Raw genomic sequence first — 19,400 nt, 5'->3', positions numbered from 1 at the left:
CGGGTCACGGAAGGACCTCCGGGGCGGGAAGCGTTTCGTACGCGGTTGATTCGGGGGATGTGGGGGTGGACCGCCCGGCCTCCTCGTCGAGGCCCGCGCCTCCTGCGCGTGTCTCTCGGGCGGGCTGCTGATGTGCGCCGCGGGCCGCACCGGCCTCCGGCAGCCGCAGGGTGAAGGTGGAGCCCTGGCCTTCGGCGCTCCACACCGTGACCTCCCCGCCGTGCGAGGCGGCCACGTGCTTCACGATCGCCAGCCCGAGTCCGGTGCCGCCGGTGGCACGGGAGCGGGCCGGGTCGACGCGGTAGAAGCGCTCGAAGATGCGCTCCTTGTCCTTGTCGGAGATGCCGATGCCCTGGTCGGTGACGGCGATCTCGATGTGGTCCCCGCCGGGGGCGTTCACACTGCGGGCCGCGATGCCGACGCGGGTGCGGGCGGGTGAGTAGTTGACGGCGTTCTCGACGAGGTTGCCGAGTGCGGCGGCGAGCTGGCCGCGGTTTCCCCAGACGCGCAGGTCGGCAGTTCCCCCCGCGGCCATGGTGATCTGTTTGGCGCCGGCCTGGTGCCGGCAGCGGTCGACGGCCTCGGCGACCAGCTCGTCGACGCGGACCGGCTCGGCGTCCTCCAGCGGGTCGTCGTTCTGCACGCGCGAGAGGTCGATGAGCTCCTGCACCAGGCTGGTGAGCCGGGTGGCCTCGATCTGCATGCGCCCGGCGAAGCGCTGGACGGCCTCGGGGTCGTCGGAGGCGTCCATCACGGCCTCGGAGAGCAGCGAGAGGGCTCCGACCGGCGTCTTCAGCTCATGGCTCACGTTGGCGACGAAGTCGCGGCGGACCGCTTCGATGCGGCGGGCCTCGGTCAGGTCCTCCACGAGCAGCAGCACCAGCCGGGAGCCGAGCGGCGCGACCCGCGCGGAGACGGCCAGGGCCTCTCCGCGTCCGGTGCCGCGCCGTGGCAGGTCCAGCTCGACCTGTCGTATCTCGCCGTCCCGCCGGGTGTCCCGGGCCATCTGCAGCATCGGCTCGACGGCGAGCTTGCCGCCGCGGACCAGGCCGAGGGCGTACGCCGCCGAGCTGGCCTTGACCACGGCGTCGGCCTCGTCGAGGACGACGGCGGACGACCGGAGGACCGACAGGACCGTGTCCACGCCGGGCGGGAGCACCGCGTCGGTGTGCAGGGAGCTGCGGGTGGGGCGCTTCTGCTCGCGCTCGCTGAAGCGGAACGCCAGCATGGCGATGACACCGGTGAGCACCCCGGCGATCGCTGCCGCTGCGGCGACCGCCGCGTTCACGTCCATGCACCCAGGTTAGGCATGGCTCGGGCACCCTCCACAGCCGTCGGGGTGCGAGCTCGAACACTCGTCGCCCAGAGTTCACCTTGGAGCCAGTATTGGTTCATTTGGGATGACGGAAACGGACGCGTACGAGGCGGAACGTGGGAGCGTGGGGTTCGGACCGTTGGTAATACGACGGTCGTACCGCCGGTTGTCCGGTGGGCCCCGGCCCTTGGACCCCCGACTGAGACGCACGAGAGGGAAAGCCTGATGCGGGACGCGTACCACGAGGAACTGGACTCGATCGGCGACGGTCTGGTGGAGATGGCCCGGCTGGTCGGGTCGGCGATCGGGCGCGCCACGACCGCCATGCTCGACTCCGACCTGAAGCTGGCCGAGAACGTCATCGAGGCCGACCAGCGGGTCGACGAGCTCCAGCACGAGCTGGAGGCCCGGGCCATAGCCCTGCTGGCGCGGCAGCAGCCGGTGGCGACGGACCTGCGGATCGTCGTCACGTCGCTGCGGATGTCGGCCGATCTGGAGCGCTCGGGCGACCTCGCCCAGCACGTGGCCAAGCTCGCGCGCCTGCGCTACCCGGACCGCGCGGTCCCGAGCGACCTGCACGCCACCATCCTGGAGATGGGCCAGCTCGCGCAGCGCCTGATGGCGAAGGCCGCCGAGGTGATCATCACCAAGGACGTCGACCTGGCGCTCCAGCTGGAGCAGGACGACGACGAGATGGACCTGCTGCACCGCACGCTCTTCCAGCACCTGATGGACGACCGCTGGAAGCACGGCATCGAGACGGCCGTGGACGTCACGCTGCTCGGCCGCTACTACGAGCGGTTCGCCGACCACGCGGTGTCGGTCGCCAAGCGCGTGGTGTACCTGGTGACGGGTGAGCACGCGGACGAGCTCCAGGCGGATGTGCAGCCGGAGATCCAGGCGGCACCTGGGGCGGAGAGCGCCTGACGGGTCCGGCGGGGCCCGAGTACCCGGCTGAGGCCGGCTGGGAACGGGCCGGGGGCCGGCTGGGGCGCGGGGGCGCCTCAGTGCGCCGTTGATGCGCCCAGCCGGGCGGGCATCCAATGGGCACAGGCACCAGCCTCGAGGAGGGACCCATGGCCGAATCCCCCAGCACCACGCCCGACCCCGCCCGGCAGCGTGAGACCGAGCAGCCCGCCGAGATCAGGAGCCTGCCCCTGATCGCCGCGTGCGGCTGCGGCTCGGGCTGCGGCTGCGGGTGTCAGTCGGGCAGCCCCTGCCAGTGCGGCTGACGCCGGCACTTCTTTGTTCGTACGACCTGTGGGGCCCCGGCCCTGTCGCCGGGGCCCCTCGGCGTGGGGTCGCCCGGGTGGCCGTACGGGCGGAGCATGAGAGGTAGGCAAGGAAGGAGGCGCGAGGCATGCCCAAGTTCATGGATGTCCATCACGGCATGGAGGGCATCACGGAAGAGCAGCTGCGTGAAGCCCACAACGCGGACCTCGCGATAGAGAAGGACGAGCAGGTCCACTTCGAGATGGCCTGGGCGGATCCGGAGTCCGGCCATGTCTACTGCCTCTCCGAGGCCCCCTCGGCCGATGCGGTCCAGCGCATTCACGAGCGCGCCGGACACAAGGCGGACGAGGTGCACCCCGTGCCGTTGATGGTGCGGTGACCTGCCCGGCCCGCGGTTCCCGGCGTCGCGTCCTCGCCCGCCGGGTGTCGCGGGTAACGGCCCTTCAGCGGCGCCGGCCGGTGTTGAGGCGGGCCGCCTGGCGGGTCAGGTAGTCGCGTTCGGCGAGGTCGGTGGCCTTGCGGGCCGCCTCGACGTACAGCCGGGCCGCCGTTTCCGGGTCGCCGTCGCGTTCGTGGAGATAGGCCGCCACCGCGTCGTAGCGGGGCAGCGAGTCGTCCAGCGCCGCGAGCGCCGCGAGACCGGCGCGCGGCCCGTCGGCCTCGCCCACGGCCACCGCCCGGTTGAGCCGGACGACCGGGCTGTCGGTGAGGCGCGCGAGCTCGTCGTACCACTCCACGATCTGCACCCAGTCGGTCTCCTCCGCGGTGGGCGCGTCGGCGTGCAGTGCCGCGATGGCGGCCTGGGCCTGGAACTCGCCCAGCCGGTCGCGGGCGAGTGCCGCCTGGAGGATCTGGACGCCCTCGGCGATCAGGCGGGTGTCCCACCGGCCGCGGTCCTGCTCGGCGAGCGGCACCAGGCCGCCGTCGGGCGCGGTACGGCCGGCGCGCCGGGCGTGGTGGAGCAGCATGAGCGCGAGCAGCCCCGACACCTCGGGGTGGTCGATCACGGCGGCGAGCTGCCGGGTGAGCCGGATGGCCTCGGCGGCGAGGTCGAGGTCGCCGGAGTAGCCCTCGTTGAAGACGAGGTAGAGGACGCGCAGCACGGTCGCGACGTCGCCGGGCTGGTCGAACCGCACGTCGGAGACGGTGCGTTTGGCGCGGCTGATGCGCTGCGCCATGGTCGCCTCCGGCACCAGGTAGGCCTGGGCGATCTGCCGGGTGGTGAGCCCGCCGACGGCGCGCAGGGTGAGCGCGACCGCCGACGACGGCGTCAGCGAGGGGTGGGCGCACAGGAAGTAGAGCTGGAGCGTGTCGTCCACGTCGGGCGTGGGTCCGGGCGCCGGCTCCTCGTCGACGAGGTCCTCACGCCGGCGGCGGGCGCTGTCCGCCCGCGCCTGGTCGAGGAACTTGCGCCAGGCCACGGTGACCAGCCAGCCCTTCGGGTCGCGGGGCTGGTCGGCCGGCCAGACGCGGAGCGCCTCGATCAGCGCGTCCTGCACGGCGTCCTCGGCCGCCGCGAAGTCGGCTCCGCGGCGGACGAGGATCGTGAGCACGGTCGGAGTGAGGCTGCGGAGCAGTGCCTCATCCATGGACGGAGCACTCCGGAATGGTGGGCGGTGCGGTCAGGAACGGGCGCACCTCCAGCCACTCGTGGATCGGCTTCCCGCCCGCGCCGGGGGCCGCCGACAGTTCCCCGGCCAGCTCGACGGCACGGTCGTAGCCGTCGACGTCGATGATCATCCAGCCGGCGATGAGGTCCTTGGTCTCGGCGAACGGCCCGTCGGTGACCGGCGGGCGCCCCTCACCGTCGTACCGGACCCACGCCCCCTCGGGGGCGAGTGCCTGGCCGTCGACGAACTCGCCGGTCTTCTCCAGCCGCGCCGCGAAGTCGTTCATGTACTGGATGTGGGCCGAGATCTCCTCCGGCGTCCACTGGTCCATCGGCACGTCGTTGACCGGTGACGGGGCGCCGCGGTAGTGCTTCAGAAGCAGGTACTTGGCCATCGTGGTTCTCCTCGGTGCTGGTGCGGCCCATCTTGGCCGCCTTCACCCCGGGGACGGAGCTGGACGCGGGTTCTCGACATCGCCGCCGAAGTTTTTTCTCAGGGAGATGTTCACTGCCCGACGCGGCCGTCGATCCGTTCGCGCAGGAGGTCGGCGTGGCCGCAGTGCCGGGCGTACTCCGCGATCTGTGCGACCAGGATGTCGCGGAGCCGGACCCGGCCGCCGGGTTCGGGGCCGAAGTCGGAGTGGCCGGTGTTGCCGGTGCCGAGGTCGGTGACACCGGCCAGGTAGCGGTCGGTGCGCTCGACCTCGGTACGCCACTGCCGCCAGGCGGCCTCCACGACCGCCGGGTCGGCGATCGCCCCGTTGAAGTCGCCGTCCCGGTCCTCCGGCGTGCGGTACAGCTTCGGCGCGTCCTCGCCGGCCATCACCCGGCGGACGTGCCGCTCCTCCTCGGTCAGATGCCGCACCAGCCCGAGCAGGGACATCGTGGACGGCGGGACGGATCTCCGGGCCATCTGCTCGGCGTCCAGGCCCGCGCACTTCATCTCGAGGGTGAGGCGGTAGGCGCGCAGGCAGTCGAGGAGGACGCCGCGTTCGCCGACGGGCTGGGCGTCGGCCTCGCGCGGGTCGTCGTCGGGGTCGACCCACATGTCGGGGTAGACGGTCGCCCGTGTCCACCGAGTCGTGTCCGCTGCCGCGGGCGTCACTGCTTCGCCGGTGTGCTCACCTGAGACCATGCGGGCATGGTGGCCGGAGTGGGACGGGCCCGCCACCGAATATCGGGGCGTCAGCCGATCTGCGTGAAGAACGCGACAGCGGCCGCGAGGTCGTCCGCGACGACACCGGCGTGGTCCTTGCGGAGAATCGCCATGGGGCGATGGGCAGCCGAGGGGTACGACCGGGCCGGCTCAGCACAGGGCACTCGCCACGGCCGACCCGGCTCCCCCGCGGGAGCCCGGGAGAAGGCTCCGTGCCCGGGGCCGGGACCATGATCGACTGTGCGTGCTCCTCCCCTGATCCTCTCCCCTCCCCTCCGCTACGTCCGGTCCAGCGCCGCGAACACCGCCAGGCACAGGGTGAGGCTCGCGGCGAAGGCGATGCCGCAGCGGGACAGGGCCGTCGGCACCGCGGCTCCCTCCCAGCGGGCGAGGGCGAAGGCGATCACCGCGGCTACGACGGAGAAGAGGACGGCCACCGCCAGCGCGAGGAGCAGGAACGCCGGGAAGGTGTGGTTCATGAAGGCACCGCCTGGGTCGTGTGGTGTCGATGGGGAATTACGACGATCCCCGGGCGGAACCGCAGGTGGGACGGTTGGATGTTTCTCCGGTGACAACAGGGGGTTGTCCGGCGAACAAACCACGGGGGAGAACGAGTGGCCGGCGAGAGGAAGCGGGCGGGGCGGCCGTGGGGGCCGGCCCGGGGCTCGTGCGTCGAGATCAACCAGCTGGTCGCGGTGGTGCGGTCCTGGCTCGACGAATCGGCGGTTTCCGTAAGGGAGTTGCACGCCCGGCTCACTCCCGAGCACTTCGTCGCCGGGACGGTGCCCGAGTTACGCCGGTTGCGTGACCGGCTGGCCGGCGAGTCGCTGGAGTGGGATCTCGTAGAGGCCGTGGCCGACGTGTGTTTCCCCCACGAACCGGCCGACCTCTCCCGGCGGCGCCTCGGGGAGGCGAGGACGCTGTGGGACAGGGCGGGCACGAACCCCACGGCGATCGCGGAGGCGCAGGAGCTGGTGCCCGCCCGGGAGTTACTGGAGGCCAAGGACCGCACCATCGAGGTCCTCCAGGAGATGCAGCGCGCCCGGCAGGCCTACGAGGCCGGCGAACACGGGCGCCAACAGGCCCTGTCGATCGCCACGCTGCTGTTCGTCATGCTCGGACAGGCTCAGGCGAAGGTCGCCGAACTGCGGCGCCGACTCGACGCACTGGAGTCGGTGACGGTCGAACTTCCCGACGGCCAAGGGGTGATGGAGCTTCTCTCACGGGCGCAGCGGCAGGAGACGGACCTGCGCGAACAGCTGGTTCGCGCCGAGCGGGAGCGGGGCATCGCCCAGCAGGTCGCCGACCACGCGGCACGCCGTATTCAGCAGCTGGAAGCCGAGCTGGCCGAGTTGCGGCTCCGCATGGGGGAGGACGGACCCTCCCGGGCACAGGAGGCGGCCGCGCCGCTGTCCCGGCCCGATCTGCAGACGCTCAGCCCCGACGACGCCGCGCTCGACGACGTGGACCGTGCGCTGGAGAAGGCGCGCGCCGTCCTCGACGAGGAGCACGAGGCCGTTCAGCAGGCCGCCGACGAGGTGGGTTACTGGTCCTCCGCGACTCCCTCGGCTCCCTCGACTCCCTCGACTCCCTCGATTCCGTCGGCTGCTCCGATGGAAGCCGGCGTCTCCGTGCCCGGGCAGGTTCGGCAGAACCTCGGAGGACAACCCTCCGAGTTGTCCGGAACAACCCCGAACAACCCGCCGGCCAGCCAGGAGACCTCCTTCCCCGCGCTCGAATCCCCACGCTCTCCGACCGCCGACCCCCAGGGCGACATCTCCGAGGCGGCCCACCGGATCACCCGGGGAAGGGACCCGGAGGACATCGTGAAACGGCTGTGCCGGGCCGTCGTCCCCACCGTCGCCGACGCGGTCATGGTCTATCTGCGGGACCCGATCCCGACGGGCGACGAAGAGCACGTGGGCCCGCTGGTGCTGCGCCTGCAACAGGTGCACCCGATCCACGCCGGCCGGGGTGCCGCGCGGTGCGAGGTACGCCCCGGCAGCGCGCTCTTCGACGTACTGAACGGGGCGCTGCCGGTCGGCGGCGACTCACCGGTCGGCGGGGCCGCGCTGCCGGAACTGCTCGGTGCGGAACATGAGAGACCCGGCGGAGGCTACACCGTCCTCGTGCCCCTGCACGGTCGCAGACGGATCATCGGCACGGCGGTCCTCCTGCGCCACCCCGCCGAACAGGCCTTCCAGGACGCCGATCTGTCGGTCGCCGCCGAGTTCGCCACCCGCAGCGCGCTCGCCATCGACAAGAGTCACAATCTGCAGGCCGCGGTCCAGAATCTCCATCTCGCCCGCAGCCTCGCGGACACCCTGCAGATCGTCGCCGACGGAGTCGTGACCGGTCTCGGCTACGAGCTGGCGTGCGTCAACCTCGTCCGCCCGGACGGCGACCTCGTCGTCGCCGCCTTCGCCGGGGACCCCGCCGCCGAGGCGCAGATCACCGGCCGGGTCGGCTCCCGCGAATCCTGGGAGCGCAGGCTGGGCATGGGCGAGTCCTGGGGCGACCTGGTGTTCATCCCGCACACCGAGGGCTGGGTCCTGGACGGCGACGACGTACCGCAGTGGTACACGGACGGGCCCGCCCCCCGCTTCGAGGACGAGTGGCACCCGGCCGACCGCCTCTTCGCGCCGATGTACGCCCGCAGCGCTTCCGGTGCCTCCCACGGTGAGGTGATCGGTGTGATCTCTGTGGACCGGCCCCTCACCCGCCGCCGTCCCAGGCCGGAGGAGCGCCGCGATCTGGAGGAGTACGCCTTCCAGGCCGCCATCGCCATCAGCAACGCGCGACTGCGTGCGAACATGCAACGCGCACTGGTCAGACTGGAAAGGGAGCAGCAGACGCTGCGGGCCAGCGAGGAATCCTTCCGGCAGGCCTTCGAGTACGCGCCCAACGGGATGGCCATCGCCGACATGGCCGGCGACCGCTACGGCCGCATCCTCCGGACGAACGACGCGCTGTGCCGCATGCTGGGCCGTCCGGCCGCCGCCATGCGCCGCTACTCGTTGTCCGACCTCGTCCATCCCGAGGACATGGGCATCCTGCTCCGGACCAGCGCCGAGGGCGGCCGGGCGGAACTGCGCCTCGGGCGCCGCGACGGGACGTACCTGTGGGTCTCGCTGCGCAACAGTGTGGTCGCGGACACCGACGACGGCCCCCGTTTCCTGCTCACCCACGTCGAGGACATCGAAGAGCGCAAGCGACGCGAGTTCGTCCTCGCCCACCGCGCCTCGCACGACGACCTCACCGGCCTGCCGAACTCCGCGGAGCTGCACGCCCGCATCGACGCCCGGCTCTGCGCACTCCGGGAGGAGAGGTCCGATGCCACCGCAGAGGGGGCCGACGCCCCCTACCTCGGCCACGCCGACGAACCCGCGCTCCCCCACACTCACGTATGGGCCCCCGTGGGCGACGACCGCACCCATGGCCTGGCCGTGGTGTTCTTCGCCCTCCGCGACTTCAAGGCGATCAACACCCGTTTCGGGCACGACGCGGGGGACGGCGTCCTCGTCGAGGTCGCCCGGCGGCTCGGTCAGGCCGTACGCGACGGCGACACGGTCGCCCGGTACGGCGGTGACGAGTTCGTCGTCCTGGCCGACGACTTGGGCCCCGCCGACGCGCACACCGCCGCGGTCTGGATGCAGTCCCGGATCCACCTGCCGATCACCCTGGGCGACCGGACGGTGCGTATGCACGCAGGTGTCGGCATCGCATGGGCCCAGTGCGGGACGGCCCCCGGCGACATCCTGCGAGCGGCACGGGGGTTCGCGTCGTGAGGGGGGCGGCCGGAGCACCAGTGATGCGCCTTGCATCAGATGCCCCCATGCCCGACTTGGGCGACAATAGATACAAATGCACGGCATGCTCTACGGTGAAATGAGGGAGGACAGTGGGCCTCAACACGCATTTGACCGACGCACAGGAGCAAGCGTTCAAAGAGAACGCAGACGACCTCGCACAGCTGGAACCTCAGCTGGACGAGGTGCGCAGAACGGCCATGTCCCGCCTGGAGAACGCCGGGCTGGCGGGTGGACCGGACATACTGAACTGCCTGGTCTGCGTTGTGTGTGAGGGGTGGACCCGTGGCAGCAACGGCAGATGCGGCAGTTGCTCCCACGGCTGGTTCTCCCACAACGTGAAATAGCAGTGGTCATGCGCCGGCCCGTCAGCGAGTCCCTCAGAGGTGCTGCTTGGCTGCCCTGACCAGTCGGCTGATGTCGTCACGAGTCCGGACCCTGGCGTCATCGAGTTCCGCTCTGCCGTCTGTCTTGGACAGTGCCGTGACGTCGGCGAGCACGTCCTCCGCGGCTTGGCCCAGCGTCTCGTCGTCGGTGAGCATCTGTACGCGAAACAGTGCCTCTTGGGCGTTGGATCGTAGATCGTAGGCGCGGATCCGCACCGTGTCGGGGTCCTCCGGTGGTGGCTGTTCGTGTTCGCAGAACCAGAGGTGAACCAGGCAGCGGCGGTAGTTGACCAGTGCGCCGGCGTAGGCGGAGTAGGCATCGAGCCGCTCTTGTCGCAGCTTCTCCTGACGGGTGAACCGGTGGCCCCTGTCGGCGGTGCGCTGCTGGAACGCCAGCGTGATCCCCGAACCGAGCAGCGTTCCCAGGACGGCTATGCCGCTGGCGATGATGGTCTCCACATCCCAAGCTGATCACGCATTGCCGTCCTCCGTGGGGTGTTGCCCAACGCCGGTGCTTCTGGACGTCCGGTCGAAGGGGTGACCACCGCCATGGGACTGATCAGCCGCCGAAGGCGCGTGCGTTGTCGTGTGCCCAGTCGGCGAAGGTGAGTGCGGGCCGGCCCAGCAGGTTTGCCACCGTGCTGGTGGTGGGGCCCGGCCGGTCGGCGTAATCCGCCAGGGAGCCGAGAAGCCGGGCGGGAACGTCCTCGGGGAGCCCCTGCGCGAGCATGCCCTGCCGTATCTGCTCGGGCGGGAGCTCCTGGAAGGACAGCGTCCGGCCAATGGCGGTGCCGATGAGCCGTACCTTCTCGATCTGGTCGAGTGACTGCGGCCCGGTCAGTGTGTGGATCGCCTCCCCGTGAAGGCGGCCCCGCAGAGCGCGTACGGCGACCGCCGCGATATCGGCTTCGTGGAGGGGAGAGGTGGCGGCCCGGCCATACGCGCCGCGCACCACGTCGCCGGCCCTGATCTGGGGCGCCCAGGCCAGTGCGTTGGCGGCGAAGTCGGCCAGACGGAGGATCGTCCAGTCCAGGCCCGAGCTCATGACCGCTTCCTCGGCGTGCTGGAACTGGGCGGCGAAACGGGCCTCCCCCACCGGGTACTCAACGGTGGTGGCCGACAGCAGCACCGCCCGCCGTACGCCTTGCTTGGCGGCGAGCCTCAGCAGTTCGCCGAGGCCGGGCCCGACGGCACGGGGGCTGATCTGCAGCGCTTCCACTCCCTGCAGCGCCGCCTCGATCCACTCGGGGTGGAACAGGTCTCCGCGGACGGCTGTCACGCCGTCGGGGAGCCGGGCCTCGCCGGTCCCGCGCGTGACCGCGGTGACGGCCGTGCCCTCCTGCAGCAGCTGGTTCATCACCTGATGTCCTACGACGCCGTTGGCTCCTGTGATGACGATCATGATGGTTGCTCCTTCGCTCGATGCGTGGAGGTGGCGAGGTGACGGTTGGCGAGGTGCATGCGTGTGGGGCGGCTTCAGACCACCCGTGCTCGGGGTGCCGAGGAGCCCGCGAGCGGGGACGAGTCCTGGTACCTGACCTCGTAGACGCGCTCGCTGAACTTCCAGCCGTCGGAAGTGCGCTCGTAACGGTCGTGGTACAGGGCGTAGTTCAGGTGCGAGCTGCCGTCACGCATCCGCCCGAACTCATGGACGTACGCACGGCCGGCCGCGGTGTCGCCGTCCAGCCGGATGACGCCCGGGTGGACGTTCTGCACGAAGAACTCCCAGAGCCCTTGCCCCCATTCGGCTCCCGCGCGGATCTCCTCCCGGCCGACGAACTCCTTGTCGATGTGCGGCCACCGCATGGTGCCCTGGGGGGTGAACAGCGAGGCGACACGGTCGTAGTCGCGCATCATCACCGCGTCGGTGATCTCTGCGCGCAGCGCCTCGATCTCGAAGCGGTCGGCGATGGCCTGCACGTCGCTCATCGATACCCTGCCTTGTCGGTCGGTGGGTCAGGCGGGCTCCGCCTGACCAGTGGGGCTGATTACGAGCATCAGCGCAGGTCAGCGACCGAACAAGACAAGATGTGCGAGGCTATCCATAACGCGGGGGTTATGTATGGAGCTGCGCGACATAGAGATCTTCCTGACGTTGGCCGAGGAACTGCACTTCGGCCGTACCGCCGAGCGGCTTCACGTGTCCCAGGCCCGCGTCAGTCAGGCCATCGGCAGGCAGGAACGTCGCCTCGGCGTCGCCCTGTTCGACCGCACCAGCCGCCGAGTGACCCTGACGCCTGTCGGCCGGCGCCTGCGCGAAGACCTCCAGCAGGCCGTCGACCTCCTCCAGGCAGGGTTCGCCCGGGCCCGGGCAGCCGGCGCCGGGGCGGGCCAGACACTACGGCTGGGCGTGTTCGGCCACGCCGGGCACGAACTGCGCCCTCTCGTCGACGCGTTCCGCACGCGCAACCCCGGCGGCGACATCCACTTCGGCGAGATCAACGGCAGCGATCCGTTCACAGCCCTGCGCACCGGCGAGCACGACGTGCACGTGGTATGGCTGCCCGTCGCCGAGCCGGATCTCACGGTGGGCCCCACCGTACTGACCGGAGCCCGCGTGCTGGCCGTGGCGGCAGACCATCCACTGGTCGCACGCGGCAGCGCGTCGTTGGAGGACCTCGGCGACAACCGCGTGGTCGACTTGGGTCCCGACGCCCCCGAGTACTGGGTGGCGTCCATGGCCCCCCTGCGTACGCCGCTCGGCCGCCGCGTCCCGCGCGGGCCGATCGCGCGGACGTTCCACGAGGTCCTCACGCTGGTCGCCTCCGGAGAATGCGTCCATCCGCTCGGTGAAGTCGCCGCCCGTTACAACAACCCCCCTGGCATCGTCTTCCTGCCCGTCCATGACGCCCCCACCCTCCAATGGGCCCTCGTCTGGCGCTCCACCGCGGACAACCCGACCATCCGAGCACTGGCCGAAACAGCGGCGGACTTCGGGCCCATCGCGCTCTGAGACCGCTGGGTCAGTCGGTCGGTGGCCGGGAGGAACGATGACAGACCAGTAGGTCTTGGTGGTGTGCTCTCAAGAGTGCGGTCACGGTGACACCGAGCGCAGTCGCCGGTTATGGATCGCTGGGGGTCTCCCGGGGTGGTCCGTCATAAGGCTGCCAGTATGGATCCTGATATTCGGAAGCTCCCGGATACCCATATTCGTCCACCAGTTCCAGCGATACGATGCTGCCGTTCGACGGGACCTCGTCGAACCATGCGCCCTGCTCAAGGGTCTCACCCGGGTCTAGTGTTGTGCTCCATTGGCCGCCAGTTTCGCTGCAGACAGTATCCGTGGCGTAGTAGGGCTCACCTAGATCGTCCTTTGTCGGCGCAATGAGCTGCCTCACTGTATCGGGCTGGGCATAGCCCTCGCAGTCGAGCTCTTCGGCCGGGCCACTATGATTCTCATATCGAATAACGTAGTAGACCCGCGAGGGCTCTCCGCCAGAGTCTGACGGTTTCACGTAGACAGGTCCCCAAGTAATGCGAACATTCGAGTTTTCGAATATTTGATTGTGCTCCTCGGGTCCTGTGTTGAACCACCCAGCCCCAGGAGCGCCGCCTTCCACCCGGGAACTTTCGGCCATTGCGGAGGCCGAATAAGGAGAAATCACCGAGATTGCCAGTATGGCGGCTGCCGGCAGTGCGCGAAGTCGATAACTCAACATACTTGTACACGCGCCTTTCGTTCCTGTTGAATGAATGGCGATCGCGACAGGGGCAGTCATGCACGCTTTTCCGGCTCCCTGGAATGGGGAGTTACTGCGCTGTATTGCACTTAACGCCACCCGCTGGGTCGTCGGGATCAGAATTAACAGGCTCCATGTCGCCGAACCTGACCCCATAGAAGAGATCGCACGCCTCATCCCATGTGAGAGTCTCAATACTCGACTCATCATTTGTGATCGGCATAGCGCCTCGCGGGCTGAGGCACTTCCAGTCGCCGACAGTTCGAACAACCTGCCAATTGGCGTCTTGGAACCCCTTGGATTTGCAGTAAGAGGTGAGATCGGGTAGGCCGCCCACAATACGGCCTGGAGTGGATGGAACCTGAGCTGAAGTGGCGGGAGCGGCCAAAAGGGCCGATACTAGCGCTAGTACTCCAGCTATCGGCAAGAACCATCCGCGCCTTGCGGTTATCCATCTAGCTGTTGTCGTACTGTGGCTCTTGTGGCGCAGCGCTCCACTCATCTCTTCTCCCCATGCGTGGTGCAATCGGGCAGCCCCTCATTCCTAGACTGCGACGAATACGCGAAGAGCGCATCTGGGGAGGAATAAGCAGTCTGACTTTGCAGGATCGAGGTGCTGTAGTGATCTCAGCCTGAGGTGCTGGCAAGCCACGAGGTACGTTGGTGGAGCGGCTTTGGGGTGGCGCCGCTCTGCCGCAAGTGATCATGGTTCCGTAAGCTTGCGGCGCGTCGGGTCGGTAGTGAACCTGCCCGGTAAGCACGACGTCGGAGCCATGATCTTGGCTCGCGCCAAAGTGGCTCCGTAAAGCCGTGGAGCCGATCGCCCAGCCACGACGTACCCCTTTCTCTGAGGGTAAGCGGCTGATTGCTGTGCGCGCGGCACGGGTGCCGGCCGGGGTGGAGCGGGGCGGAGATAGGAGCGCAGACCTGGCCGGGGGCCGTGCCGCGCACGGTGAGCGGAGCGGGCCGCCTTGAACCAGTAGAGGCAGTTGTAACTCGGTCGGGCGATTGGGGCTTGAAGTCGTATGCGTAGGGCAGCAGTTCGACGCCCTGTCGATGGGCGAGTGGCAGGAAGAGCATCACTCGGATCGTCCATGTGATGCGGGTTCCGGCATGTGTGACCGTGATCGTGCAGGGCTCCGCTCGTAAGAGGGCCTGTCGTATCGCGATGCGGCCTTCGCACAGCCAGGCCCATGCCTCGTCGCTCGCGTCGGAGTCGAGTTCCGGTGTGATGGTCCTGAGTGCAACGGCCACCCATCGGTCGGCCTGTGGTGGTGAGTAGGCGTCGAATGAGCCGTGGAGCGTCGACCGAGTCGTGTCGGTGACGTCAGCTGTCCCAAACTCGCATTGGTAGCCCCGACGCTGGCCTTCCGTCAGCACGCGCGGTTTCCTGGGCGGCTGTTCGTGAAGAGCTCTGCGGTGACGGTGTAGCCCCCGAGACTGCCGTGGATCACGAATCGGTGTGCGAGTGCGGTGACCATGCCCAAGCCCCAGCCGTGTTGCGCGTCGGGAGGACCGGTGCCATGGAACTCCCGCGCAAGTGGGCGGAGTTCAGGGAAGGATCAGGTGAGGCGCCACCAGCATACCGGTCATGCTGTTATTCGCTGAGGGGCGGCAAGGCTTGGCAGTGGCCCCAAATCCCTTTCACGGCCCAGCGACGGCCCCAGTGCAGCAACAAGCCCCCTACTTGCGGAAAAGCCGCAGGTAGAGGGCTTGATGGCGTCGGCTTACTTCTTCTTGCCCTGGTTCTTGACCGCCTCGATCGCCGCTGCCGCCGCCTCGGGGTCGAGGTACGTGCCGCCCGGGTTCAGGGGCTTGAAGTCGGCGTCGAGCTCGTAGGAGAGGGGGATGCCCGTGGGGATGTTGAGGCCCGCGATGTCCGCGTCGGAGATGCCGTCCAGGTGCTTGACCAGGGCGCGGAGCGAGTTGCCGTGGGCCGCGACCAGGACCGTGCGGCCGGTCAGCAGGTCGGGGACGATCGCGTCGAACCAGTACGGCAGCATGCGGACGACGACGTCCTTCAGGCACTCCGTGCGCGGGCGCAGCTCCGGCGGGAGGGTCGCGTAGCGCGGGTCGGAGAACTGGGAGTACTCGGCGTCGACGTCCAGCGGCGGGGGCGGGGTGTCGTAGGACCGGCGCCACAGCATGAACTGCTCCTCGCCGAACTCGGCGAGCGTCTGCGCCTTGTCCTTGCCCTGCAGGGCGCCGTAGTGGCGCTCGTTCAGGCGCCACGAGCGGTGGACCGGGATCCAGTGGCGGTCCGCGGACTCCAGGGCCAGCTGGGCCGTGCGGATCGCGCGCTTCTGGAGGGACGTGTGGACCACGTCGGGGAGGAGATCGGCGTCCTTCAGGAGCTCGCCACCGCGGACTGCCTCCTTCTCGCCCTTCTCGTTGAGGTTCACGTCCACCCAGCCGGTGAACAGGTTCTTCGCGTTCCACTCGCTCTCGCCGTGGCGGAGGAGGATCAGCTTGTACGGTGCGTCGGCCATGCCTCAGAGCGTAATCCACGCTTTCGCCCGTTCGCGTGGCTGCCCGGCAGGCGGACGTTTGACGGGATCTGTTAATTGAGTGGCTCCGGGCAACCGCCCGCTTGTAATTTGCGCCTACCGCCAGCGCTACTTACACACGCCATCCATGCCTGTTGCCTCCGGGGGAACCATGCCGTACGCCCTGCGTGCCCGACGCGCCGTCCGGGAGACGGTCTCCGGTCTCCCCAGCGCGTTCTGGTGGCTGTGGGCCAGCACGCTCGTCAACCGCCTCGGTGGCTTCGTCGCCACGTTCATGGCGCTGTACCTGACCCTCGACCGCGGCTATTCCGCCACGTACGCCGGTCTGGTCGCCGCCCTGCACGGGCTCGGCGGGGTGGTCTCCTCGCTGGGCGGCGGGGTGATGACCGACCGGCTGGGCCGGCGGCCCACCCTGCTGATCGCGCAGTCCTCGACCGCCGTGTCCGTCGCGCTGCTGGGCTTCGTGCGCGACCCGGTCGCGATTGCCGGTGTCGCCTTCCTCGTCGGCATGGCGAGCAACGCCTCGCGGCCCGCCGTGCAGGCGATGATGGCCGACATCGTCCGGCCCGAGGACCGCATCCGCGCCTTCTCCCTCAACTACTGGGCGATCAACCTCGGCTTCGCCGTCTCCTCCATGGCCGCCGGGTTCATCGCCGAGGTCAGCTACCGCGCCGGATTCCTGATCGAGGCGGGGATGACGCTGGTCTGCGCGATCCTCGTCTTCTTGCGGCTGCCGGAGTCCAAGCCGGCCGAGCGGGTGGTGACGGGCGGCGTCCGGGACGACTCGGTGAGTCTGCGCACCGTGCTGCGCGACGGGCGGTTCATGAGTGTCGTCGGACTGTCCTTCCTCGTCGCGATGGTCTTCCAGCAGGGGTCGGTGGGGCTGCCGGTGGCCATGGGCGAAGCGGGCTTCTCGCCGGCCGAGTACGGCATGGCCATCGCCGTCAACGGGGTGATGATCGTCGTCCTCCAGATCCCGGTCACCCGCTTCATCGAACACCGCGATCCCCGCCGGCTGCTGGTCGTCTCGTCCGTCCTCGCGGGATACGGCTTCGCCCTCACCGCCTTCGCGGGGTCCCTGGGCGTCATCGCGCTCACCGTGTGCGTGTGGACCCTGGCGGAGATCGTCAACGCGCCGACGCAGACCAGTCTCGTCGTACGGCTGTCCCCTGCGCACGGTCGCGGGCGCTACCAGGGCATGTACACGATGTCCTGGTCGGTGGCCGCCCTCGTCGCCCCGCTGCTGTCCGGATTCGTCATCGACCGGTTCGGGGCGGCGTGGTTGTGGGGGCTGTGCGCGGTGGTGGGGACGGTGGCCGGCGTGGGGTACGCCGTGTTGATGCGGCACCTGCCGGGCGAGGAGAAGGTGGCCGAGCCGTCGGTGGCGGTGCGGCCGCAGCCGGAGGTCGGCGCGGGGTGAGGCGGGACCTGCCGTGGTCGGTCCGGGGTGAGGCGGGACCTGCCGTCGGTGGCGGTGGCCGTCCCGGCTGGAAGCCGCGGCCTGGTGTGACCGTGCCCGTGTGACGCGCGACGTCGTGCCCCCTGTCCCGTCACATCGGCAGGGGCTCGACGGCCGGCTCCTGGCACACGCCGACCTAGGTCAGACCGGCTGCGGCAACACCGAAGGGGTCGTCGCCGCTGTCGAGGATCTCGTCCTGCTCGGTCTTCGGGTAGCGGGAGAGCCGGGTTACGGCCGGTGCGCCGGAGGGCTCGTTCGCGGACGGGTTCACAGACTGGTTCGCAGGCATACCGACAGGGATGATCCAGGGCTGCGCGGCCGGCGCTGGCAGGTCTCCTCCTGGCGATCGACGAAGCCCGACCGTCGGTTGGGTCCCGGACGACATCTCCGGGCCGCCCCCGGACAGGCCGGGGATACAAACCATTCCCTGCAGAGCTGGAACCCCCGGAAGCCGGCCGCGCATCGCAGACCATAACGCCGGGCACTGACAACGGGCCCGGGCATCGGCGCCCCGCCCCCGACCACGGCGGGCAGGCCGTCGAAAACGCCCCTCCCGGGACGGCCGTCCACAACGCCCCCTCCGAAACCGGCCGCGCTACCCGTCCACGAACCCGAGCTCCGTATCCGGCCGGCACTGCGGGCAGGCCTTGACCCCGTCGGCGAGCGCGCGCCGGGCATGGTCGCGGTCGACGCCCTTGCTGCGCCGGCCCGCGTTCCAGCAGCCGCCGGCATGGACGTACACGGCTTCCCGTCCGGACAGGCCGTGCTCGATCAGCCAGTCCGGCGCGGGGGGCCGGGCCAGGGGACCGCGTCGGCGTTCGGTCTGGCGGCGTTCCTCGTCCGCGATCCATCGGCGGGTGCGTGCCAGGTCGCGCTCCTGCACGCGCTCCAGGAAGCGGAGCAGCGCGAGCCGCGACTCTGGATCGTTCATGCGTTCGATTCTAGGAGCAGGGTGCTCCCGCGGCACACCCCCACCCTGCCTCCGCCCCACGACGACCGTTCGGGCTCTCCCTCAGATCGCCAGGCGGCGGCTCGGCCAGACGTACGCGGCCATGGCCGACGAGCCGAGCCGGGTGCCCAGCAGCCCGGCAGGGATCTGCACCGCCACGTGGTAACCCACACAGTTCAGCGCGATCACCGGGAAGATCATGAACGGCGGCACGTCCGCCGACGGATCGTGGGCCGGGGCCGCCCCGTAGGCGTCCAGGGCCCAGGCCGGTGGCACCAGATAGGTGAGGAGCAGCACCGCTCCGCTCAGATGCATGGCGGCAAGGTGTGTCTTCACGGTCCCCCCATGGCCCGTCGGGTACCGCGCCCCACCCCGGCGTCGGCAGGGTGCAGAGGCTACCTCCGAGGTAATCGACGCGCCCCGCGCATCCCGGCAGGCTGGGTTCCATGACACCTGCCGACACCGCCGAAGTCACCCGCTCCACCGTCCGGAAGTTCCTCGAACTCCGGCTCGCCGGCGACACCGAGGGGCTGACGGCTCTCTTCGCCGACACCGTCGACTGGATGCTCGCCGAGAACCCCGCCGTGCCGTGGATCCGGCCTCGGTCCACCGCCGCCGAATGTGCGGCGCAGGCCGATGAGCTGGCCCAGTACACCGTCCCCGAGGACGCTCGCGCGTCCGTCGACACGTTCCTCGTCGACGGGACGGACGCCGTGTTGCTGGGGCATCTCTCCGGGACCGTCCGGGCGACCGGCAAGTCCTTCGCGGGGCCTTTCGCGCTGCACCTCACCGTCGAGGGCGGGCGGATCACCCGGCACCACCTGTACGAGAACAGCGTGTCGATCGCCGCGGCCTGCACGCCCTGACGCCCGGCGCGGGCCGACCAGGGCCGAAGGACACCGTCGACCGGGCCCGCACGCCCTGACGCCCGACGCGGGGCCGGGCAGGGTCGTGGCGAGGTCGCCCCCTGCCCTCACCCCTCACCCCTCACGACCCGGACGTACTGCCGCCGGTCCTCGTCCCGCACGACCACCCCCAGCCGCAGCAGTTCCCCGCGCAACTCCCGGGCGTCCTCGGCGCCGCCCTCCTCCTTGCGGGCCTGCGCGCGGGCCCGCAGCAGGGCGTCCGCCCCCGTGGGCAGGCCGGGAGTGCCGGGGACCCAGCGGCGGAACTCGGAGCGGTGCGGGTCGACCTCCGCCCATGGGTAGCCGGCTGGCCTGTTTCGTCGTCGCCGAGCGGATCCGGGTCGTCAGCCGCAGCGCCCGTACGCCCGGGGCGCCGCCGGTGGAGTGGACGG

At 69.9% G+C, this 19,400-nt stretch carries 21 protein-coding genes and 1 pseudogene; 7 read left to right on the top strand and 15 right to left on the bottom strand.

The genetic code is table 11. The features are described from left to right. Nucleotides 1-4 precede the first annotated feature (4 nt). Complete coding sequence (phoR, locus tag ABT116_RS02045; RefSeq protein ID WP_351626478.1) at nucleotides 5-1,294, bottom strand: two-component system sensor histidine kinase PhoR; 1,290 nt, start codon at nucleotides 1,292-1,294, stop codon at nucleotides 5-7. A gap of 246 nt (nucleotides 1,295-1,540) precedes the next feature. Between phoR and phoU the strand changes: the two genes are divergently transcribed. From phoU to ABT116_RS02030, 3 genes are all read left to right on the top strand, one after another. After that, complete coding sequence (phoU, locus tag ABT116_RS02040; protein WP_351626475.1) at nucleotides 1,541-2,242, top strand: phosphate signaling complex protein PhoU; 702 nt, start codon at nucleotides 1,541-1,543, stop codon at nucleotides 2,240-2,242. 149 nt (nucleotides 2,243-2,391) lie between these two features. After that, nucleotides 2,392-2,547, top strand: a complete 156-nt coding sequence (locus ABT116_RS02035) for a hypothetical protein (protein ID WP_167345925.1) — start codon at nucleotides 2,392-2,394, stop codon at nucleotides 2,545-2,547. A 128-nt stretch (nucleotides 2,548-2,675) separates the two neighbouring features. Then, nucleotides 2,676-2,927 (top strand): SCO4226 family nickel-binding protein, encoded by a 252-nt coding sequence (locus ABT116_RS02030; protein ID WP_351626472.1) that lies wholly within the window; start codon nucleotides 2,676-2,678, stop codon nucleotides 2,925-2,927. A 64-nt stretch (nucleotides 2,928-2,991) separates the two neighbouring features. Here ABT116_RS02030 and ABT116_RS02025 read toward each other — a convergent pair whose 3' ends face one another. From ABT116_RS02025 to ABT116_RS02010, 4 genes are all read right to left on the bottom strand, one after another. After that, complete coding sequence (locus tag ABT116_RS02025; RefSeq protein ID WP_351626470.1) at nucleotides 2,992-4,137, bottom strand: RNA polymerase sigma factor; 1,146 nt, start codon at nucleotides 4,135-4,137, stop codon at nucleotides 2,992-2,994. After that, on the bottom strand, nucleotides 4,130-4,552 hold the full coding sequence (locus ABT116_RS02020; protein ID WP_053670840.1) for a YciI family protein: 423 nt from the start codon (nucleotides 4,550-4,552) through the stop codon (nucleotides 4,130-4,132). The genes ABT116_RS02025 and ABT116_RS02020 overlap by 8 nt, the downstream gene beginning before the upstream one ends. Nucleotides 4,553-4,662: 110 nt before the next feature. Continuing rightward, complete coding sequence (locus tag ABT116_RS02015) at nucleotides 4,663-5,292, bottom strand: DinB family protein (RefSeq protein WP_351626467.1); 630 nt, start codon at nucleotides 5,290-5,292, stop codon at nucleotides 4,663-4,665. Between the two features lie 299 nt (nucleotides 5,293-5,591). Continuing rightward, nucleotides 5,592-5,792, bottom strand: coding sequence for a hypothetical protein (locus ABT116_RS02010; RefSeq protein ID WP_351626465.1), 201 nt, complete (start codon nucleotides 5,790-5,792; stop codon nucleotides 5,592-5,594). A 1,776-nt stretch (nucleotides 5,793-7,568) separates the two neighbouring features. On the opposite strand from ABT116_RS02010, the gene cdgB reads away from it, so the two are divergent. Then, nucleotides 7,569-9,101, top strand: a complete 1,533-nt coding sequence (cdgB, locus tag ABT116_RS02005; protein WP_351626591.1) for a diguanylate cyclase CdgB — start codon at nucleotides 7,569-7,571, stop codon at nucleotides 9,099-9,101. A gap of 401 nt (nucleotides 9,102-9,502) precedes the next feature. Here the strand turns inward: cdgB and kilB are convergent, their stop codons facing one another. From kilB to ABT116_RS01990, 3 genes are all read right to left on the bottom strand, one after another. Beyond that, nucleotides 9,503-9,967, bottom strand: coding sequence for a plasmid transfer protein KilB (gene kilB / locus ABT116_RS02000; protein ID WP_351626464.1), 465 nt, complete (start codon nucleotides 9,965-9,967; stop codon nucleotides 9,503-9,505). 100 nt (nucleotides 9,968-10,067) lie between these two features. After that, nucleotides 10,068-10,910 (bottom strand): NAD(P)H-binding protein, encoded by an 843-nt coding sequence (locus tag ABT116_RS01995; RefSeq protein WP_351626461.1) that lies wholly within the window; start codon nucleotides 10,908-10,910, stop codon nucleotides 10,068-10,070. Nucleotides 10,911-10,984: 74 nt separating this feature from the next. Beyond that, entirely contained in the window at nucleotides 10,985-11,437 is a 453-nt protein-coding gene (locus ABT116_RS01990; protein ID WP_351626459.1) for a nuclear transport factor 2 family protein, read from the bottom strand. Nucleotides 11,438-11,570: 133 nt separating this feature from the next. Between ABT116_RS01990 and ABT116_RS01985 the strand changes: the two genes are divergently transcribed. Further along, nucleotides 11,571-12,461, top strand: a complete 891-nt coding sequence (locus tag ABT116_RS01985; RefSeq protein ID WP_351626456.1) for a LysR family transcriptional regulator — start codon at nucleotides 11,571-11,573, stop codon at nucleotides 12,459-12,461. Between the two features lie 109 nt (nucleotides 12,462-12,570). Here the strand turns inward: ABT116_RS01985 and ABT116_RS01980 are convergent, their stop codons facing one another. The 3 genes and pseudogenes from ABT116_RS01980 to ABT116_RS01965 all read right to left on the bottom strand — a co-directional run bounded on the left by ABT116_RS01980 (nucleotide 12,571) and on the right by ABT116_RS01965 (nucleotide 15,677). Beyond that, a complete protein-coding gene (locus ABT116_RS01980) occupies nucleotides 12,571-13,227 on the bottom strand; it encodes a hypothetical protein (protein WP_351626454.1) in 657 nt (218 codons plus the stop codon). Between the two features lie 1,334 nt (nucleotides 13,228-14,561). Next, nucleotides 14,562-14,696, bottom strand: a pseudogene (locus ABT116_RS01970) (ATP-binding protein); the annotation flags it as partial. 219 nt (nucleotides 14,697-14,915) lie between these two features. After that, the gene (locus tag ABT116_RS01965; RefSeq protein WP_351626452.1) at nucleotides 14,916-15,677 is read right to left on the bottom strand and encodes a phosphoglyceromutase; all 762 of its coding nucleotides are present in this window, start codon (nucleotides 15,675-15,677) and stop codon (nucleotides 14,916-14,918) included. A gap of 169 nt (nucleotides 15,678-15,846) precedes the next feature. Here ABT116_RS01965 and ABT116_RS01960 point away from each other — a divergent pair, with 169 nt between their 5' ends. After that, on the top strand, nucleotides 15,847-17,115 hold the full coding sequence (locus ABT116_RS01960; protein ID WP_351626588.1) for an MDR family MFS transporter: 1,269 nt from the start codon (nucleotides 15,847-15,849) through the stop codon (nucleotides 17,113-17,115). A 175-nt stretch (nucleotides 17,116-17,290) separates the two neighbouring features. On the opposite strand, the gene ABT116_RS01955 is transcribed toward ABT116_RS01960, so the two are convergent. The 3 genes from ABT116_RS01955 to ABT116_RS01945 all read right to left on the bottom strand — a co-directional run bounded on the left by ABT116_RS01955 (nucleotide 17,291) and on the right by ABT116_RS01945 (nucleotide 18,439). Further along, the gene (locus ABT116_RS01955; protein ID WP_351626450.1) at nucleotides 17,291-17,443 is read right to left on the bottom strand and encodes a hypothetical protein; all 153 of its coding nucleotides are present in this window, start codon (nucleotides 17,441-17,443) and stop codon (nucleotides 17,291-17,293) included. 306 nt (nucleotides 17,444-17,749) lie between these two features. Beyond that, complete coding sequence (locus tag ABT116_RS01950) at nucleotides 17,750-18,085, bottom strand: DUF6233 domain-containing protein (protein WP_351626447.1); 336 nt, start codon at nucleotides 18,083-18,085, stop codon at nucleotides 17,750-17,752. 81 nt (nucleotides 18,086-18,166) lie between these two features. Further along, nucleotides 18,167-18,439: a hypothetical protein gene (locus ABT116_RS01945; RefSeq protein WP_351626444.1), complete on the bottom strand. Its 273-nt coding sequence runs from the start codon at nucleotides 18,437-18,439 to the stop codon at nucleotides 18,167-18,169. 110 nt (nucleotides 18,440-18,549) lie between these two features. Between ABT116_RS01945 and ABT116_RS01940 the strand changes: the two genes are divergently transcribed. Then, on the top strand, nucleotides 18,550-18,969 hold the full coding sequence (locus ABT116_RS01940) for a nuclear transport factor 2 family protein (protein ID WP_351626441.1): 420 nt from the start codon (nucleotides 18,550-18,552) through the stop codon (nucleotides 18,967-18,969). Between the two features lie 107 nt (nucleotides 18,970-19,076). Here ABT116_RS01940 and ABT116_RS50810 read toward each other — a convergent pair whose 3' ends face one another. Beyond that, on the bottom strand, nucleotides 19,077-19,244 hold the full coding sequence (locus tag ABT116_RS50810; RefSeq protein ID WP_502983805.1) for a CysS/YqeB C-terminal domain-containing protein: 168 nt from the start codon (nucleotides 19,242-19,244) through the stop codon (nucleotides 19,077-19,079). Nucleotides 19,245-19,400 lie beyond the last annotated feature (156 nt).

The sequence above is a fragment of the Streptomyces sp. NPDC002130 genome (assembly GCF_040296465.1).
GTDB lineage: Bacteria > Actinomycetota > Actinomycetes > Streptomycetales > Streptomycetaceae > Streptomyces.
Note: the sequence above shows the minus strand (reverse complement) of the source record. Positions and strands in the feature narration are given on the sequence as shown.

Excerpts from the sequence above, each read along its gene's own strand:
- phoR (WP_351626478.1), bottom strand. The coding sequence starts at position 1,294 with ATGGACGTGAACGCGGCGGTCGCCGCAGCGGCAGCGATCGCCGGGGTG.
- phoU (WP_351626475.1), top strand. The coding sequence starts at position 1,541 with ATGCGGGACGCGTACCACGAGGAACTGGACTCGATCGGCGACGGTCTG.
- ABT116_RS02035 (WP_167345925.1), top strand. The coding sequence starts at position 2,392 with ATGGCCGAATCCCCCAGCACCACGCCCGACCCCGCCCGGCAGCGTGAG.
- ABT116_RS02030 (WP_351626472.1), top strand. The coding sequence starts at position 2,676 with ATGCCCAAGTTCATGGATGTCCATCACGGCATGGAGGGCATCACGGAA.
- ABT116_RS02025 (WP_351626470.1), bottom strand. The coding sequence starts at position 4,137 with ATGGATGAGGCACTGCTCCGCAGCCTCACTCCGACCGTGCTCACGATC.
- ABT116_RS02020 (WP_053670840.1), bottom strand. The coding sequence starts at position 4,552 with ATGGCCAAGTACCTGCTTCTGAAGCACTACCGCGGCGCCCCGTCACCG.
- ABT116_RS02015 (WP_351626467.1), bottom strand. The coding sequence starts at position 5,292 with ATGGTCTCAGGTGAGCACACCGGCGAAGCAGTGACGCCCGCGGCAGCG.
- ABT116_RS02010 (WP_351626465.1), bottom strand. The coding sequence starts at position 5,792 with ATGAACCACACCTTCCCGGCGTTCCTGCTCCTCGCGCTGGCGGTGGCC.
- ABT116_RS01995 (WP_351626461.1), bottom strand. The coding sequence starts at position 10,910 with ATGATCGTCATCACAGGAGCCAACGGCGTCGTAGGACATCAGGTGATG.
- ABT116_RS01990 (WP_351626459.1), bottom strand. The coding sequence starts at position 11,437 with ATGAGCGACGTGCAGGCCATCGCCGACCGCTTCGAGATCGAGGCGCTG.
- ABT116_RS01985 (WP_351626456.1), top strand. The coding sequence starts at position 11,571 with ATGGAGCTGCGCGACATAGAGATCTTCCTGACGTTGGCCGAGGAACTG.
- ABT116_RS01980 (WP_351626454.1), bottom strand. The coding sequence starts at position 13,227 with ATGACTGCCCCTGTCGCGATCGCCATTCATTCAACAGGAACGAAAGGC.
- ABT116_RS01965 (WP_351626452.1), bottom strand. The coding sequence starts at position 15,677 with ATGGCCGACGCACCGTACAAGCTGATCCTCCTCCGCCACGGCGAGAGC.
- ABT116_RS01960 (WP_351626588.1), top strand. The coding sequence starts at position 15,847 with ATGCCGTACGCCCTGCGTGCCCGACGCGCCGTCCGGGAGACGGTCTCC.
- ABT116_RS01955 (WP_351626450.1), bottom strand. The coding sequence starts at position 17,443 with ATGCCTGCGAACCAGTCTGTGAACCCGTCCGCGAACGAGCCCTCCGGC.
- ABT116_RS01950 (WP_351626447.1), bottom strand. The coding sequence starts at position 18,085 with ATGAACGATCCAGAGTCGCGGCTCGCGCTGCTCCGCTTCCTGGAGCGC.
- ABT116_RS01940 (WP_351626441.1), top strand. The coding sequence starts at position 18,550 with ATGACACCTGCCGACACCGCCGAAGTCACCCGCTCCACCGTCCGGAAG.